At 37.2% G+C, this 16,264-nt stretch carries 11 protein-coding genes; 5 read left to right on the top strand and 6 right to left on the bottom strand.

Going from position 1 to position 16,264, the window contains the following annotated elements:
- Positions 1–174 precede the first annotated feature (174 nt).
- Both J3U27_RS01210 and metG read right to left on the bottom strand, forming a co-directional pair.
- Positions 175–1,542 (bottom strand): hypothetical protein, encoded by a 1,368-nt coding sequence (locus tag J3U27_RS01210; protein ID WP_267376612.1) that lies wholly within the window; start codon positions 1,540–1,542, stop codon positions 175–177.
- 935 nt (positions 1,543–2,477) lie between these two features.
- A complete protein-coding gene (metG, locus tag J3U27_RS01205) occupies positions 2,478–4,499 on the bottom strand; it encodes a methionine--tRNA ligase (protein WP_267342410.1) in 2,022 nt (673 codons plus the stop codon).
- Between the two features lie 244 nt (positions 4,500–4,743).
- Here metG and apbC point away from each other — a divergent pair, with 244 nt between their 5' ends.
- Positions 4,744–5,811, top strand: a complete 1,068-nt coding sequence (apbC, locus tag J3U27_RS01200) for an iron-sulfur cluster carrier protein ApbC (RefSeq protein WP_220225078.1) — start codon at positions 4,744–4,746, stop codon at positions 5,809–5,811.
- A gap of 63 nt (positions 5,812–5,874) precedes the next feature.
- On the opposite strand, the gene J3U27_RS01195 is transcribed toward apbC, so the two are convergent.
- On the bottom strand, positions 5,875–6,228 hold the full coding sequence (locus tag J3U27_RS01195; protein ID WP_065734248.1) for a DMT family protein: 354 nt from the start codon (positions 6,226–6,228) through the stop codon (positions 5,875–5,877).
- 170 nt (positions 6,229–6,398) lie between these two features.
- On the opposite strand from J3U27_RS01195, the gene J3U27_RS01190 reads away from it, so the two are divergent.
- A complete protein-coding gene (locus J3U27_RS01190) occupies positions 6,399–7,562 on the top strand; it encodes a sugar transporter (RefSeq protein ID WP_267336748.1) in 1,164 nt (387 codons plus the stop codon).
- Positions 7,563–7,583: 21 nt separating this feature from the next.
- Here the strand turns inward: J3U27_RS01190 and J3U27_RS01185 are convergent, their stop codons facing one another.
- Positions 7,584–9,482, bottom strand: a complete 1,899-nt coding sequence (locus J3U27_RS01185; RefSeq protein WP_065734246.1) for an ABC transporter ATP-binding protein — start codon at positions 9,480–9,482, stop codon at positions 7,584–7,586.
- Between the two features lie 183 nt (positions 9,483–9,665).
- Between J3U27_RS01185 and J3U27_RS01180 the strand changes: the two genes are divergently transcribed.
- Positions 9,666–11,822 carry a hypothetical protein gene (locus J3U27_RS01180; protein ID WP_267338228.1) on the top strand — a complete coding sequence of 719 codons (2,157 nt, stop codon included), beginning with the start codon at positions 9,666–9,668 and terminating at the stop codon, positions 11,820–11,822.
- Positions 11,823–11,863: 41 nt separating this feature from the next.
- On the opposite strand, the gene glyA is transcribed toward J3U27_RS01180, so the two are convergent.
- Entirely contained in the window at positions 11,864–13,120 is a 1,257-nt protein-coding gene (gene glyA, locus J3U27_RS01175) for a serine hydroxymethyltransferase (protein WP_065562266.1), read from the bottom strand.
- Positions 13,121–13,411: 291 nt separating this feature from the next.
- Here glyA and J3U27_RS01170 point away from each other — a divergent pair, with 291 nt between their 5' ends.
- Complete coding sequence (locus tag J3U27_RS01170) at positions 13,412–13,819, top strand: DUF1218 domain-containing protein (protein WP_065734244.1); 408 nt, start codon at positions 13,412–13,414, stop codon at positions 13,817–13,819.
- Positions 13,820–14,051: 232 nt separating this feature from the next.
- Positions 14,052–14,978 carry a TIGR01212 family radical SAM protein gene (locus J3U27_RS01165; RefSeq protein ID WP_065562268.1) on the top strand — a complete coding sequence of 309 codons (927 nt, stop codon included), beginning with the start codon at positions 14,052–14,054 and terminating at the stop codon, positions 14,976–14,978.
- Positions 14,979–15,170: 192 nt separating this feature from the next.
- Here the strand turns inward: J3U27_RS01165 and J3U27_RS01160 are convergent, their stop codons facing one another.
- A complete protein-coding gene (locus J3U27_RS01160) occupies positions 15,171–16,100 on the bottom strand; it encodes a DMT family transporter (RefSeq protein ID WP_416380525.1) in 930 nt (309 codons plus the stop codon).
- Positions 16,101–16,264 lie beyond the last annotated feature (164 nt).

The raw sequence follows: 16,264 nt of genomic DNA, 5'->3' as shown, positions 1-16,264 counted from the left end.
TAAAATCGCCTCAAAAATAAACCCGCCTAAGCGGGTAATTCAAACGTCCCTTAGCCACAAAATCGCGTTTTATGGCTAAACGACATTGACTCGAAGCTTACTTTTAATGACTTAATACTATTTTTCCTCATCCCCAACCCTCGGCACTAAAGATTAAGGACGAAGAAATAAAAACTAAGGATAGGCGCAAAGTGTGTAGGCTTCGAAGAAGTTGAGTGAGTGCCAACTTATATTACCGTAGTCTGAGTGCACGATAAAATGAGAAAAAGTAGAAAACACGTCACTAGTAAAGTACCAAAAGTTGCTGAAGCCACCGCCTGAGTAATGGGCCATGATGCCCCACTCACTGAAAAAACCAGCATCAATAATACGCTGGTAATAATTACCAGATGAGTGAGGGTAGGCCCCCTCTGGATAACGCCAACAGTTAGTAGTATCGGTGGAAGGACAATATGCATTGGTTAAATCCTTTACGCGAGGCACTCGATAACCAATACTATTACACCAAGATGAGTAATAAGGAGAATAGCCCTTCTTAAAACTACGGCTCACGAACCACTGCTTCAAAGTAAAACCATATTTAACAACTGGAGTACCATTATTATCACGACCGACCAACTCGAAAGTCTGAGGTAAAGATGGAGTGGAAACACGACCAGGACTGGATGAATTAATCTGGGATTCGGTAGCGTAAGGACCCGTTAAAGTAACGCGTACGCTTGTAGCATTAGAACGAGACATTGTGACGGTGATACCACCTTGAGAAACAGAAGACCAAGACAATGGCTGACTACTACCACTAATATCTAAATCAAAGTACAATCCATTAGCACCAGTTGTAGGAAAGTTTCTACCGTAAGAGGATGGGTCTGTTGACCGAGTGAGAAAACCCTTAGCAGGGTCCCATGTCCAAGAGGAGCCAGCAAAATCCCAAGATGGGTGAGAACTATCATGACCACGCTTACCATACCTTAAGTTAGGCCTAGCAAAACAAACCACCGGCGAAGCCTTAGGATTGACGTAATAAGTCTCACTACTGGTACCGAAAGTACTACGATTAGGAAATCCGTAACGAGTAGATAATGCACCGTCAGTACTAGATAACTTAATCCTATAAGGTGCCTTACAAATTGTTAGCACGGAATTACGTGATACTGACTGATTGTTTTTATCGACGATAGATAAACTTAAACGACCAGTAGCAGTAACGCCAAAATCACCATCATCATCTCCCCAATAATTATTAGGAGGACCGATAAGAGAACTCAAAGCGACTGAATTAGTATCAGTAGGAACGAACATACCAATATCAGCAAAACTCTGACCCGCAACCGGCAAGACGATTGGTCTTGAAGAAGATGAAGGATTGGTAGAAGGCGTGTAATTAGTTCCGTCAGATAAAGTAATCCCAAGCAAACCGTTAGCATCAACCGCACGTGTACGACCACCGTCGAAAGTCAGATAAGGTGCACTACCCTGTATCGCATTCCTAGTTGTCTGTGATGTCAATGCAAGACTCGAAAAAGGAAGGAAAAAGGCCACGAAAAAAACAATCAGCCGGGATAATTGGGAAAAGGATCGGAAAGAGGAGCGCGGAAGCGATCGCGCGAAAATTCGCAGAATTTCACTTAATTGCGTGGAAAAATAAGTTTTATTGAAAAATTTAAACTGGGTGTTGGACTTAGATGAATTTAAAAGATAGGTTGGCCAGGTTGCCTGTTGCCTGTTGCCTGTTGAAAATTATAATGCATTTTAGACTACCCTGTCAAGTAATTTTTTGATTTATTTACAATTTTATACTTTTCTATCAAATTTTAGCCTTGTAGCTAAAACCGTATAAAAAGTATAGTGATTGGAAAAACACGATGCAACACTTTTTTTCGCTCACTTAGGTTAACTTTTGTAAATAGAATCTAAAAAGGATCTAAATTATAATTGATTAACTGTTGTTTTAATTGTATATATTATCATTACAAATCTTTAAATAAATGATTGAAGATCCCCGAAATTTTATTTTAGGGCTTTGAATTAGAAATTTAGTAAGTTTGATCATTTAAAACTTTTTAAGTGAAATTTAAAACTTCAAAAACCCCGTTCCTCAACTTTTTTTTGATGCAAAAAACGGCTACTAAAAAACGACATAGTTTGAAGCGGAATTATTTATTTAAGACAACATGGCAAAGCAGAATTTAAAACCTCAAAAACCCCGCTCCTCAACTTTTTTTGATGGAAAAAACGGCTACTAAAAAACGCCACAGTTTGAAGCGGAATTATTTATTTGAGACAAAATGGCAAAGCAAAATTTTGAACCCCAAAAACCCCGCTCCTCAACTTTTTTTGATATAAAACACGACAAAAGCCCTTTCACGTTGTGAGTTGGGTTGTTTATGGCTAGGAGCCAATTTTATAATGCAAATATTATCCTAAATACATCTTAACAAGTATTTAACTTGTTAAGATGCCAATAATTTAGAGGATTACGAAATTCGCATACCCGGTTTTGCCCCGCTATCTGGTGATAATAGGTAAACACCTTCACTATCATCTTTACCGCTTGCACAAAGTACCATGCCTTCTGAGATACCAAAGCGCATTTTACGCGGCGCTAAGTTAGCGATCATTATGGTTAGTTTACCAACTAAAACCGCAGGATCAGGATAGAACTGTTTGATACCGGAAAATACGTTGCGAGTTTCATCACCAATATCCAGTGTTAACTGCAATAATTTATCCGACCCTTCAACCACCGTGGCATTTTTAATTAACGCAACACGCATATCAACTTTGGCAAAGTCATCAAAATTGATAGTATCAGCAATAGGTTCTGCCACTTTTTCTTTGGCAGGTGTTGCTAAAGCAGTTTTGGTTTCTTCAATCATAGCAGTAATTTTATCCATATCTATACGGTTAAACAGGGCTTTAAATTGGTTGATCGTGTGCCCAGTTAATGGTTTATCAATCGTGTCCCAGGTTAATTGGCTGTTTAAAAACGCCTCACTACGCTCCGCTAATGACGGCACGACTGGTTTTAAATAGGTCATTAAAATGCGGAATAGATGAATACCCATAGAACAAATATCTTGTAATGCTTGATCTTGTCCTTCTTGTTTAGCCACCACCCATGGCGCTTTTTCATCGATATAACGATTTGCTTCATCAGCCAATGCCATAATTTCACGAATCGCTTTACCGGATTCACGTTGTTCAAAATAATCAGCGATGACTTTTGATTTTTCAACAAATAAAGCATAAAGTTCCGGCTCTGCAAGATTGTCGGATAATTTACCGCCAAAGCGTTTACTGATAAAACCAGCCGAACGGGAAGCAATATTCACCACTTTGTTAACTAAATCACTATTCACCCGTTGCACAAAATCTTCTAAATTTAAATCGATATCATCGATATGTGGCGAGAGTTTGGCTGCATAATAGTAACGCAAACAGTCAGGATCTAAATGTTTTAAATAGGTACTTGCTTGAATAAAGGTACCACGTGATTTTGACATCTTCGCCCCGTCGACAGTGACATAGCCATGCACAAAAATATTAGAAGGTTTTCGATGCTCGCTACCGTCTAACATTGCCGGCCAAAACAGGCTATGGAAGTAGACAATATCTTTACCGATAAAATGGTAAAGTTCAGTGGTTGAGTCTTTATTCCAAAACTGATCAAAGATCGGTTTATTGTGTTTATTACAGTAATTGAGGAATGACCCCATATAACCGATTGGCGCATCTAACCAAACATAAAAATATTTGCCCGGTGCATCGGGAATTTCAAAACCAAAATATGGCGCATCACGACTGATATCCCATGGTTGTAGGCCTGCTTCAAACCACTCTTGCATTTTGTTAGCCACCTGATCTTGCAATGTTCCTGATCGGATCCACGCTTGTAACATATCGGAAAACGCTGGCAAGTCAAAAAAGAAGTGCTCTGAATCTTTCATGATCGGCGTTGCACCCGATACCACTGATTGCGGATTAATTAAATCAATCGGATTATAAGTTGCACCACAAACTTCACAGTTATCGCCATATTGGTCTGGTGATTTACAGCGAGGGCAAGTCCCTTTAACAAAACGATCCGGTAAAAACATCTTTTTTTCGGGATCGAATAGTTGTGATATTACTTTGGTTTTAATATAGCCATTAGCCTTTAATCGTTTGTAGATCTTTTCCGATATTTCCCGATTTTCAGGGCTATGGGTTGAGTGGTAATTATCGTAACTAATATTGAAACCGGCAAAATCACGTTGATGCTCAATTTTAACTTCATCTATCATTTGTTCTGGGGTGATGCCTAATTGCTGTGCTTTAAGCATAATTGGCGTACCATGAGCATCATCAGCGCAAATAAAATAGATCTCATTGCCACGCATACGTTGATAGCGTACCCATACATCTGCTTGAATATGTTCGAGCATATGACCTAAGTGAATTGCACCATTTGCATAGGGAAGCGCACAAGTTACCAATATTTTGCGTTGAGTTGTCATATTGAATTAATACCTTTTATTACATAATGGCGGAAATAGTACATCAATCGTGGGATTATCGCCAGATTTATGCCATAATTTGATAAAAATTCTTTATATACTTTGAGCGATATTGTGCAGGGAATGGTTATCATTCTATCAGAAAGAGTGATCACTCTTATCAAGTTAAAACAATATCGATAATCATATCTATTTGAAGCAATATGAGTATAAAACTTGTTGATAACAGTTAAGGCTAATAACCATGGAAGCAAAAAAAATTCTAGAGAATTTTACTCATCCCACTTTATCCAAAAATTTGATTGAGCTTGGCGCAATTACTCAATGTGAACAGGCTAACCAAGAACTGCTAATTAGCTTAGTGATGCCTTTTGCTTGGCAAACTGGCTTTGAAGACCTGAAAACAACCGTGACACCTCAGTTACTTAAGTTGGATGGGGTTGAAAAGGTTAATTGGAAGATTAACTATAATATTGCGACGTTAAAGCGGGCGAATAATAATCATCCTATCAATAATGTTAAAAATATTATTGCGGTAAGTTCGGGCAAAGGTGGAGTTGGTAAATCATCAACCGCGGTTAATTTAGCTTTAGCATTACAAAAGCAAGGGGCTAAAGTGGGGATTTTAGATGCGGATATTTATGGTCCTTCTATTCCTACCATGCTCGGCACCGAAAAAGAGCAACCAGTAACACCGGATAATAAACATATGTCACCAATTATGGCCTATGGTCTTGCGAGTAATTCTATTGGTTATTTGGTTGAGCCTGATAATGCTATGGTGTGGCGTGGACCAATGGCAAGTAAAGCATTGTGTCAGATTTTGGAAGATACGCTTTGGCCTGAACTTGATTATTTAATTATGGATATGCCACCTGGGACAGGAGATATTCAATTAACTCTAGCCCAAAATATCCCGGTTACTGCTGCTGTGATTGTGACGACGCCACAAGATATTGCTTTAATTGATGCCCAAAAAGGGATTGTGATGTTTAATAAGGTTAACATCCCTACCCTTGGTATTATCGAAAATATGAGTTATCACATCTGTGAAAATTGTGGGCATCACGAAGCGATTTTTGGTGAGGAGGGGGCTAAGCATTTGGCTGAAAAATATCATACGAAATTACTGGGTCAGATTCCTCTTCACCGTTTATTACGTCAAGATTTAGATTCCGGCAAGCCGACGGTTATTAGTCATCCTGATAGTGAGTTTACCCAGCTATATTGTCATATTGCCGCACAAGTTGCTAGTCAACTTTATTGGCAAGGTGAAACCATTTTACCGGATATTTCATTTAAGGCGTTATAGTCGAAATGATATTGGTTGTTAGGCGTTAACAACCAATATCATCATGCGTGCTGTAGATTGGTTTTATGCTAAAATTTTATCTTTAAACATAAAAAAAACTGCACCAAGTAGACATAGCCCCGCCCAGATGTAATCAGTTTTGAATGGTTCTTTTAATATGTAAATTGAAAACGGAATAAATACAGATAGGCTAATCACTTCTTGAATAATTTTCAATTGCCCCGCACTGGCGACTTGAAAGCCGATACGGTTTGCAGGTACTTGTAGCAAATACTCAAATAATGCTATCCCCCAACTAACCAATACAGCCACAATCCAAGCTTGATTATGCAAAAAGCGTAAATGCCCATACCAAGCAAAAGTCATAAAAATATTACTACAGGTTAATAGACAAACTGTGATAAGAATTTGATTCATGATAGTTAATCGAAGAATGATTTAGGTGGTAATATTATAATTCATTAAAGCAGTACTGTGGTTAAATGATTTAATTTGATCTTATTATTTATTTGCTTTCTCTGTTTAATCGTAAAACATATTCAGCTATAATCACACTATTAAATATCAATCCCTTCTTAAAACTAATCATGAGAAAAGTTAACCACCGGTCTCGAATCTGGTCATCGATCTTTTGCCTTGCTTTTGCTGCATTTATATTTAATACAACAGAATTTGTACCGGTTGGGTTGCTACCCAATATTGCCGAAAGTTTTTCGATGGATGTTGCTCATGCTGGGTTGTTATTAACGATTTATGCTTGGGCTGTATCGTTGTTGTCTTTGCCGTTAACGGTTTTAACGTCTAGGATGGATCGCCGAAAACTTTTGATTTTTCTGTTTTGTTTGTTTATTGGTAGCCATATCCTTGCTGGCTTTGCTTGGAGTTTTTACAGTTTAATGGTTGCGAGGATTGGTATTGCCTGCGCTCATGCTGTGTTTTGGGCTATTACGACGCCTTTAGCGGTTCGGTTAGCGCCAAATGGTAAAAAAGCTAAAGCCATGGGCTTTATTGTGGTTGGTACTTCAATGGCAACTGTTTTAGGTATTCCAATTGGAACCATGATTGGGCAACTGGTTGGCTGGCGTGTAACTTTTTTATGCATCGGTTTTATTGCTTTTTGTGTCATGTTATCGCTGCTCTACTTGTTACCTTCTGTACCAAGTTTGAACAAGATTTTAGTCAAAGATATTCCTAAAGTTCTTAAACGCCCTGTATTGCTAAATATTTATTTGTTAACGGCAATTATGATTACTGGTCATTTTACGGCTTATACTTATATTACGCCGTTTATGATTAATGTTGGCGGTTTTGATGAGCACGTGATAGTTAACTTGTTATTAGCCGTTGGTTTTTCAGGGATGATTGGTAGCGTTATTTTTGCTAGGTATGCTGATGCTCACCCTGTTGCGATATTTGTTGTTCCTGCACTACTATTAATAATCTGTCTATTATCGCTTTATGTTTGTTCGTTCAGCCTTATTACCGCAATATTACAAGGGATGGTCTGGGGGCTTTCGATTACCGTTATTAGTATGGTGATGCAAAGTAAAGTGATTGATGCAGCACCTGATGCTGCCGATATTGCAACTTCGGTTTATTCCGGTATTTATAATATCGGTATTGGTGGAGGCGCTTTTGTGGGTAGCCAAGTATTAGTTTATTTGTCTACCCATTACATTGGCTTTGTCGGTGCTATTTTTGTGATTTTGACACTTATACTTTTCTGCTTTATTTCAAGAAAGACTTGGTAAATTAGCGCTCATAGTGAGCGCTTATTGTGTTAATGCTTCTAATTGTTCCCAACGTTCGAACACGGCTTCAAGTTCCGCTTCTTTATCGGCTAAAGATTGTAATATTGGGCTGGTGACTTCATGCGGTTGATTGAAAAAGTCACTATGGCCAATTTGTGCTTGTAAATCAGCAATCGCTGTTTCAAGTTCTTCAATTTTATTGGGTAACTGTGCCAATTCTCGTTGTTCGTTATAGCTTAATTTTACCTTCTTTTTTTCCGTTTTTGCTGGGTCATTTTTAACCGATTCATGACTTTTGCTATTAGTAACTTGTGCACTCATTGATTGTGCTTGCTGTTGTAATGCGTCAGTGTAACCACCAGCATATATTCCAATTCGCCCTTGATCTTCAAAAAACCAACATTGAGTCACCACGTTATCAACAAATTGTCTGTCGTGGCTAACGAGTAAAACCGTTCCTTGATAATCATTAACCAGTTCTTCTAATAACTCTAACGTTTCAATATCGAGATCATTGGTTGGTTCGTCAAGTACTAATAAGTTACTTGGTTTCAAAAAGAGTTTTGCGAGTAATAGACGGTTGCGCTCTCCACCAGATAGTGCTCGTACTGGGGTTCTAGCGCGTTTTGGCGGAAAGAGGAAATCTTGTAAATAGCCAAGCACATGTCTTAAACGACCATTTACCATCACTTCTTGCTTACCTTCTGCAAGGTTATCCATCACAGTTTTTTCGGGATCAAGTTCTAGTCGATACTGGTCAAAGTAAGCAACTTCGAGTTTGGTTCCACAGTGCACACTTCCTGATGTTGGTGCTAGGCTGCCTAACATTAGTTTTAATAATGTCGTTTTACCAATACCGTTCGGTCCAATTAAAGCGATCTTATCGCCTCGTAATACTTGCACGGAAAAGTCATTAACCAGTCGTTTATCTTCAATTTGATAAGTGACATTTTCCAGCTCGAATACAATTTTTCCTGAACGTAATGCTTCTTCGATTTGCATTTTAGCGCTACCCATAACTTGGCGACGCTGTGAGTATTCTTGCCTCATGGCTTTTAGTGCTCGAACGCGTCCTTCATTACGTGTTCGACGGGCCTTGATTCCTTGGCGGATCCAGACTTCTTCTTGTGCTAATTTTTTATCAAATTCCGCATTTTGCAGCTCTTCGACGCGTAATGCCTCTTCTTTACCAAGCAAATAACTATCATAATTGCCACCCCAAGAGGCGACTTTACCGCGATCCAAATCGATAATCCGAGTCGCCATCTGCCGAATAAAAGATCGGTCATGCGATATAAACACAATGCTACCATTAAAGCTTTTTAAGAACTCTTCGAGCCATTTAATGGTTTCGATATCTAAATGGTTGGTTGGCTCGTCTAGTAATAGAACTGAAGGTTGGCAAACGAGTGCTTTTGCCAACGCCGCTTTACGTAGCCAACCACCTGATAATGATGATAATAAGGCGTCGCCATCTAACGATAGTGAAGAAATAACATTACGAATACGATTATCCAGTTGCCAACCGTTCTGGTGATCAAGCTGTTCTTGCATTTTAGCTAACTTAGATAGATTACTTTCACTTGGATCCGTTTCAACCAAATGTGATAATGCATAATAATCTTTCAATAATTGAGCTTGCTCTTTTAATCCTTCAGCTACAAAGTCAAAAACATTACCTTGAATATCTCGAGGCGGATCTTGTTGTAATCGAGAGACAACAACGTTACTTTCATAAACGATCTGCCCCTCATCCAATGGGATTTCTTTGTTAAGTACTTTTAGCAGTGTTGATTTACCTGCACCGTTACGACCAACAAGACAGACTCGTTCATTGATTTCAATCGACATATCAATATGGTCAAGTAGTGGTGCATCACTAAATGACAGATAAGCATTGGTAAGATTTATTAATGACATATTTTTTATTTGGATATTAAATAATAAGGCGTTATTCTATCATAAAGTTGCAATTGGCAATCAATTATCAAAGATATATTACAGCTCTTAAATATGAGCATTCCTTTTCTCTTCTAAAAATAAATACTGCTATACTTATTAATAAATTGAATAAATTAATAATATTTCAGTATGGAGGTGATTATGAGTCATACTTGGACATTTCAGCGTGTTGGTGGTTTAGATCAAGTCGTTTTAAAAAATGCCAATGACATTATCAATTTGCCCAATTTAGATCCAAAATTATGGGTTGCACTAAGTTGCCCGACTACCGGTTTAGATTTTGATCAAAGAACATTAGAGTTATTAGATTCTGATAAAGATGGACGCATCCGTATTCCTGATATTTTAGATGCGATTAGTTGGGTAAAAGATAAAATCGTCTCTTTCGATACTATTATTCAATCATCCGAAACTTTGTCGTTATCACAAATTGATGATTCAACCGAGCAAGGTAAAAAATTATTAGTTACAGCGCATAGTATTTTGGCCAATTTAAATAAAAGCCAAGCCGATTATTTGACTCAAGATGATGTCCAACAATCACTAAAAATTAATGCCAGCAAGCTCTACAATGGTGATTTGATTTTTCCACCTTCTGCTGAGTTATCGCCTGAAATGCAAAGCTTTATCCAAACAGCCATTAAGACTACTGGCGGGCAAAAAGATATGAGTGGGCAAGATGGGATAAATCTGGAAATAGCCCAAACCTTTGTTAAAAATCTAAAAAGTTGGCAAGCGTGGCAAACTAATATCAGCAATACCCAAACACCTTTTGGGGAAAATCGCTCAGAAATATGGAAATTAGTTCAAGAGCTCAAACCCAAAATTGATGATTATTTTCTTCGTGTTGAATTAGCTCAATATGCGCCTCAAGCACAAACGGCATTAAATGTTGATGAGAAATATATTGTCCCTTCTCAAAATGGATTACTTTCAGATGAAGCACTTTCTGAACTGCCTTTATCAAAGATTGATACTAATAATTCATTGGATCTCGTTAATGGGCTTAATCCACTTTGGAAAAGTAAAATCACTCGATTTAGGGCTTTAGTGGCTTCTCACTTATCCGATCCAAATCATTTAACACAACAAGAGTGGCAAAATATTCAAACTAGTCTTGATGCCTACGCGACATTAATTAGTTCTAAACCCGATATAGAGCAGTTAAGTGTTGCAACTAAACCAACGGCGAGTATTGAGGATATTCCTGCCGATCAGATCACTCATTTTATCAATGATAATTTATTAGATGAATTTGAGAAAATGGTCGAACAAGATAATAAAACGCCTATTTCAGCTTCGGATGTTTTTGTGTTAGAAAAGTTAGTACTTTTTCAAAAACATCTTTATCGTTTATTGATTAACTTTGCTTCATTTGCCGAGTTCTTCTCACTTGACCATTATGCCGCTTTTCAATTAGGCAAGCTTTATATTGATGGTCGCTGTGCTACGCTTTGTGTTGCCGTTGAAAACATCGCTAAACATTCAACAATGGCAAATTATTCAGAGCTATGTTTGCTGTATTGTGAATGTACAAGGCTAGGTCAAAAACAGACGATTGTCGCTGCCATAACCGCCGGACAAGGTGATTTATTAATGGAAGGCCGTAATGGGGTGTTTATTGATAATGCTGGTAATGATTGGGATGCTAATGTGGTCAAAATGATTAGTAAGCCAATTAGTATTCAACAAGCAATTTGGGCACCTTATCAACGTATTGGTCGATTAATCACGGAACAGATTAATAAATGGGCAAGCAATAAAGACGCAGATATTGAAAAGACCAGTACCCAAGCTGTGCAAAATCCAGAAAATAAATTTGATATTGGTAAGAGTGTTGGCATATTTGCTGCGATTGGCTTAGCAATAGGCGCGATTGGTACTGCACTTGCTACTATTTTTCAGGCTATTTTTTCTCTTTCCTGGTGGCAATTTCCATTGGTGATTTTAGGTTTATTCTTAATTATATCTGGGCCATCAGTCATTTTAGCTTGGTTAAAATTAAGAAGAAGAACACTAGGTCCATTGCTCGAAGCTTCAGGTTGGGCAATCAATGGGCAAGTAAAAATCAATTTACTCCTTGGTGGGCTACTGACCAGTAAGGCCGAATTACCAGCCAATGCTAAACGAAACTTAAGTGATCCTTTAAGAAAACGTAATAAAAAAGCACGGATAATATTTTGGTCAGCTATCTTAGTTGGTGTATTACTTGTTGGCAGTGCAGTATGGTTTAAAGATGATATTGCCAATTATGTTAAGCAGCAACAACAAATGACTCAAAAAACAACTCAAAACTAATATTTTATAATAATTTCGCCGACATAACGTCGGCGAGAATATTAATGTTGATAAACAGGTAATCGATGACAAATTGCCAAAACTTTTTGTTTAACTGCTTGAATCGCTTGTTCATCATCAATGTTATCTAATACATCACAAATCCAGTTGGCTAATTCACGAGATTCTTCTTCTTTAAAACCTCGACGAGTTATGGCTGGTGTACCAATTCGAACGCCAGATGTCACAAATGGACTTTGTGGATCATTAGGTACGCTATTTTTATTGACGGTGATATTAGCACTACCTAAAGCGGCATCAGCCTCTTTACCGGTTATCTTTTTATCAACCAAATCAATTAAGAATAAATGATTTTTTGTTTCGCCAGACACGACTTTGTAGCCACGTTTGATAATTACATCAACCATCGCCTGAGCATTTTTAACAACTTGTTTTTGATATTCTTGATATGCTGGTTCCATCGCCTCTTTTAATGCAACTGCTTTGGCAGCAATGACATGCATTAATGGACCACCCTGTGCGCCAGGGAATACAGCTGAATTTAATTTTTTATAAAGTTCTTCACTGCCACCTTTGGCCAAAATAAGTCCACCACGAGGTCCGCCAAGCGTTTTGTGCGTTGTGGTTGTCACTACATGCGCAAATGGGACAGGATTTGGATAAACCCCTGCTGCGACTAAGCCGGCCACGTGTGCCATATCCACAAATAAGAAAGCGCCTACACTATCAGCAATCTCACGCATACGCTTCCAATCAACCACGCCTGAGTAAGCTGAAAAACCACCGATGATCATTTTTGGTTTTGACTCTAAGGCCGTTTTCGCCAATTGGTCATAATCAATATGTCCAGTTTCGTCAACGCCATAAGCAACCACATTATAGAGTTTACCGGAAAAACTAACTGGTGAACCATGAGTTAAATGACCACCTTGCGACAAATTCATACCTAACACAGTATCGCCCGGTTTTAACAATGCCATATAAACAGCAAAATTCGCTTGTGATCCTGAATGTGGTTGTACATTGGCATAATCTGCACCAAATAACGCTTTGGCTCGTTCAATCGCTAATTGCTCAACAATATCAACATATTCACAACCGCCATAATAACGCTTACCTGGGTAGCCTTCAGCATATTTGTTAGTTAATTGAGTACCCTGTGCCTGCATCACTCTTGGACTGGTATAGTTTTCGGAGGCAATTAATTCGAGATGATCTTCTTGACGTTGCTCTTCACCCTTAATGGCGTCCCATAATTCCTTATCATAATCGGCAATAGTCATTTCTTTACTAAACATATTGACTCCTTGTTTTTGGATTACATTGACTTTTTGACTTAATTATTGTTTTCAAGTATGGAAAACAGCATAACGAATATCCTTACTTAATCAGCCAACGATTTCAATCCTTTTTTTGAATTATAAAAAATATTTATAGTAAAGCAGAAGATCGCAATTATTGTTTTTTAGCCAGTTAATAAAAAATCAAACGACTTGTAAAAGTATCAGGACTAGACAAAAAAACGCTTTTTTTTTAATTAAATTTTTTGAATAATATTGGAAATTTGTCTTACTGAGTCTATTAACGCTATGAAAACGATTTGCCGCATAATAAGTTTTATTATTTGTATTTTATTCAGTCAGATAGCTACTGCCTCTTTCCAAAATCTCTGTTTGCTAACCGGGACATTATTAGAAGATCCACAACACGGTATTTTTTCTATTGGCGAAGGCGAACAGGAACATGAAAAAAGTGTATTTGATATCAAGGTGTTAATTACAAAATCGGAAAAGAGGGGGCGCGCAGATCATGGTTGTTTTTTACCCAATGATAAACCTTACGAGTTAGAAGTAGGATTAGAAAAAGCCTTTCAATTACGCAATTATAAAAAAGGTGATCAGGTCGAATTAATACAATATGAAAGAGATATCCAAGATTGGAAAGATGATAGTAAGGTAGAAACTGAAACATCTTATTTTCTAGGTACAGAAAAATAAAAAGATTAGATTACTCGTATAATTTTCTCAGTATTAAGCTTTGAAAATATTGAGATTCTAAAAATCATCAATAAACCTTTTACGGCATAATATGTTACACCACAGTGTTCGTTTCAAAGCATCTTAAAGAAAAGCCGACTAAAGTTACGTCAATTGTATATAAAAATTTATCATCGGTTGAATTTAACTCATTCGCTTCGTAAAATAGGCAAAATTTTATTTTTGGCTGATTATGCAACTTCATTTAGTGGTCAATACGTTTGGTGCTGACCTGCAACGCCGTTATGGCGAAAAAATCTATAAACTCACCTTACATGGCGGTTTTAGCTGTCCTAATCGGGACGGAACTATCGGTGTAGGCGGTTGCACCTTTTGTAATGTCGCATCGATTATCGATGAGTCGATTCAAGTCAAAACCATTTCACAGCAACTTGCCCAACAGGCGCATCAGATGAAAAAATCTAAGCGCTATCTTGCTTATTTTCAGGCTTATACCAGTACTTATGCCGAAGTCGAAATACTCAAAAATATGTATGAAGAAGCACTTAATAATGCCGATATTGTTGGACTTTGTGTTGGTACTCGCCCTGATTGTGTGCCGGATGAAGCGCTCGATTTACTTGCCAGTTATCATGCTAAAGGCTTTGAAGTTTGGCTGGAGCTTGGCTTACAAACCGCTCATGATAAAACCTTACACAGTATTAATCGTGGACATACGTTCGATGTTTATCATCAAACCGTTCAAAAGGCGCGTAGACTTGGTATAAAAGTTTGTACTCACTTAATTATTGGTCTACCTAAAGAAACTAAGCAAGATAATTTAATTACGCTAGATTGTGTTTTAAATAGCGGTGTTGATGGTTTAAAACTACATCCACTACATATTGTAGAAGGTAGTATTATGGCTAAAGCATGGCGTGCAGGTCGGCTTGATGTATTGTCCTTAGAGCAGTATGTCGATATTGCTGGTGATATTATTCGGCAAACGCCGGCCAATATTTTATACCACCGTATCTCCGCCAATGCCCGCAAACCCACCCTACTTGCCCCTGATTGGTGCGAAAACCATTGGCAATCGATGAATGCGGTTGATAATAATTTACGCCAATTTGGTGCGCAAGGTAGTGCAATTAATGACACTTATCGCTTTGAGTTATAATATTGCTATAGCTTAACTTTGCTATCAATCATTTAGTTGCAACTTGCTATAATTTTAATTATCTAAAAAGTGTAGATAAAACAGGATTCAATCATAGTTGATAAGGATTGACTTTGATAAGTGTTAAAACCATTCAAAGTCAATCGATGTCTGAATCAAAAAATCAAGTTAACCTTTTGTTGAAGTAACGATTTATTGATTGTCTCTATTTTTGTCGCTCTTTATCCACTTTTTAAAAACATTGACAGGTAATTTTGTTATAGCAAACCCACACAACATAATGATTGTACAAATGATGAAGTTAGTTGAAATGATTTTATGCTCATAAATCGATGAAATAAAAATAGCAACGACCGGGAAAATAATAAAAATAAATGACAATACTACCGGGCTCATTCGTTTTAATAAAAAGAAATAAGCAATAAAGCCAAATACGGATGCAAAAATACCGAGATAAATTAATGCTAACCAGCTATTTAACGAGATAGTTTGAAAATTATTTTCTTCAAAAGTAAAACTTAACAAACAAAGTGCGATGCCCGCAACGCCTATCGGTAGGGTATTGAAGGTAAATACATTTATACCTTCGCCAGCTTTTTTGGAGTAAACATATAAAAAACCATGCATCAATGCCGCTAATAGTATGGATATTACGCCCCAAAAATCGCTATAGGAAAGAATAAAACCTTCAGAGATTAAAATGTACATCAAACATAAAAATCCCACTGTAATACCTATTACCTGATTTATATATATTTTATCTTTTAAGATTATCTTAGCGAAAATAATTGAAAAAATCGGCATGGTGCTAAATAACAATGAGGTTAAACCTGACGATACATATTGTTCACCAAAACTAATTAAATAATAAGGAATGGTAAAATAAAATAACGTTAATAGTAGAAAAAAATGGAATGATTTTCGAGGAAACAATATTGGTGATTTAGCAATAATTGTAATTAATACTAAAAAAGGAAATGCGATAACAAAGCGCAGACCAGCAGCTAACAGTGGGTTAACAGTTTCAACAGCAATTTTTATTCCAATCCATGTCGTTCCCCATGTGAAGCACACAACGAGAAAGAGAAATAAAATATTTGTTATTAAAAAAAATGTCCTTATTCATACTGATCTTCTCTTATCCATTAATAAAAACTAAGTTTGCTAATATAATATAAAATATAGGTTTTTGTAAGCTTATAAAAAATATTGTTAGATTCTCTTCAGAAAAATAGTTTTAGCTATGAATTTACTTTGATATAAAGTGCTTTGAACATGTCTAAAAC

The sequence above is a fragment of the Gilliamella sp. B2911 genome, from assembly GCF_026536965.1.
Lineage (GTDB): Bacteria > Pseudomonadota > Gammaproteobacteria > Enterobacterales > Orbaceae > Gilliamella > Gilliamella apicola_E.
Note: the sequence above shows the minus strand (reverse complement) of the source record. Positions and strands in the feature narration are given on the sequence as shown.

Coding starts and splice junctions, on each gene's coding strand:
- J3U27_RS01170 (WP_065734244.1), top strand. CDS start 13,412: ATGAAAACGATTTGCCGCATAATAAGTTTTATTATTTGTATTTTATTC.
- J3U27_RS01190 (WP_267336748.1), top strand. CDS start 6,399: ATGAGAAAAGTTAACCACCGGTCTCGAATCTGGTCATCGATCTTTTGC.
- apbC (WP_220225078.1), top strand. CDS start 4,744: ATGGAAGCAAAAAAAATTCTAGAGAATTTTACTCATCCCACTTTATCC.
- metG (WP_267342410.1), bottom strand. CDS start 4,499: ATGACAACTCAACGCAAAATATTGGTAACTTGTGCGCTTCCCTATGCA.
- J3U27_RS01185 (WP_065734246.1), bottom strand. CDS start 9,482: ATGTCATTAATAAATCTTACCAATGCTTATCTGTCATTTAGTGATGCA.
- glyA (WP_065562266.1), bottom strand. CDS start 13,120: ATGTTTAGTAAAGAAATGACTATTGCCGATTATGATAAGGAATTATGG.
- J3U27_RS01195 (WP_065734248.1), bottom strand. CDS start 6,228: ATGAATCAAATTCTTATCACAGTTTGTCTATTAACCTGTAGTAATATT.
- J3U27_RS01165 (WP_065562268.1), top strand. CDS start 14,052: ATGCAACTTCATTTAGTGGTCAATACGTTTGGTGCTGACCTGCAACGC.
- J3U27_RS01180 (WP_267338228.1), top strand. CDS start 9,666: ATGAGTCATACTTGGACATTTCAGCGTGTTGGTGGTTTAGATCAAGTC.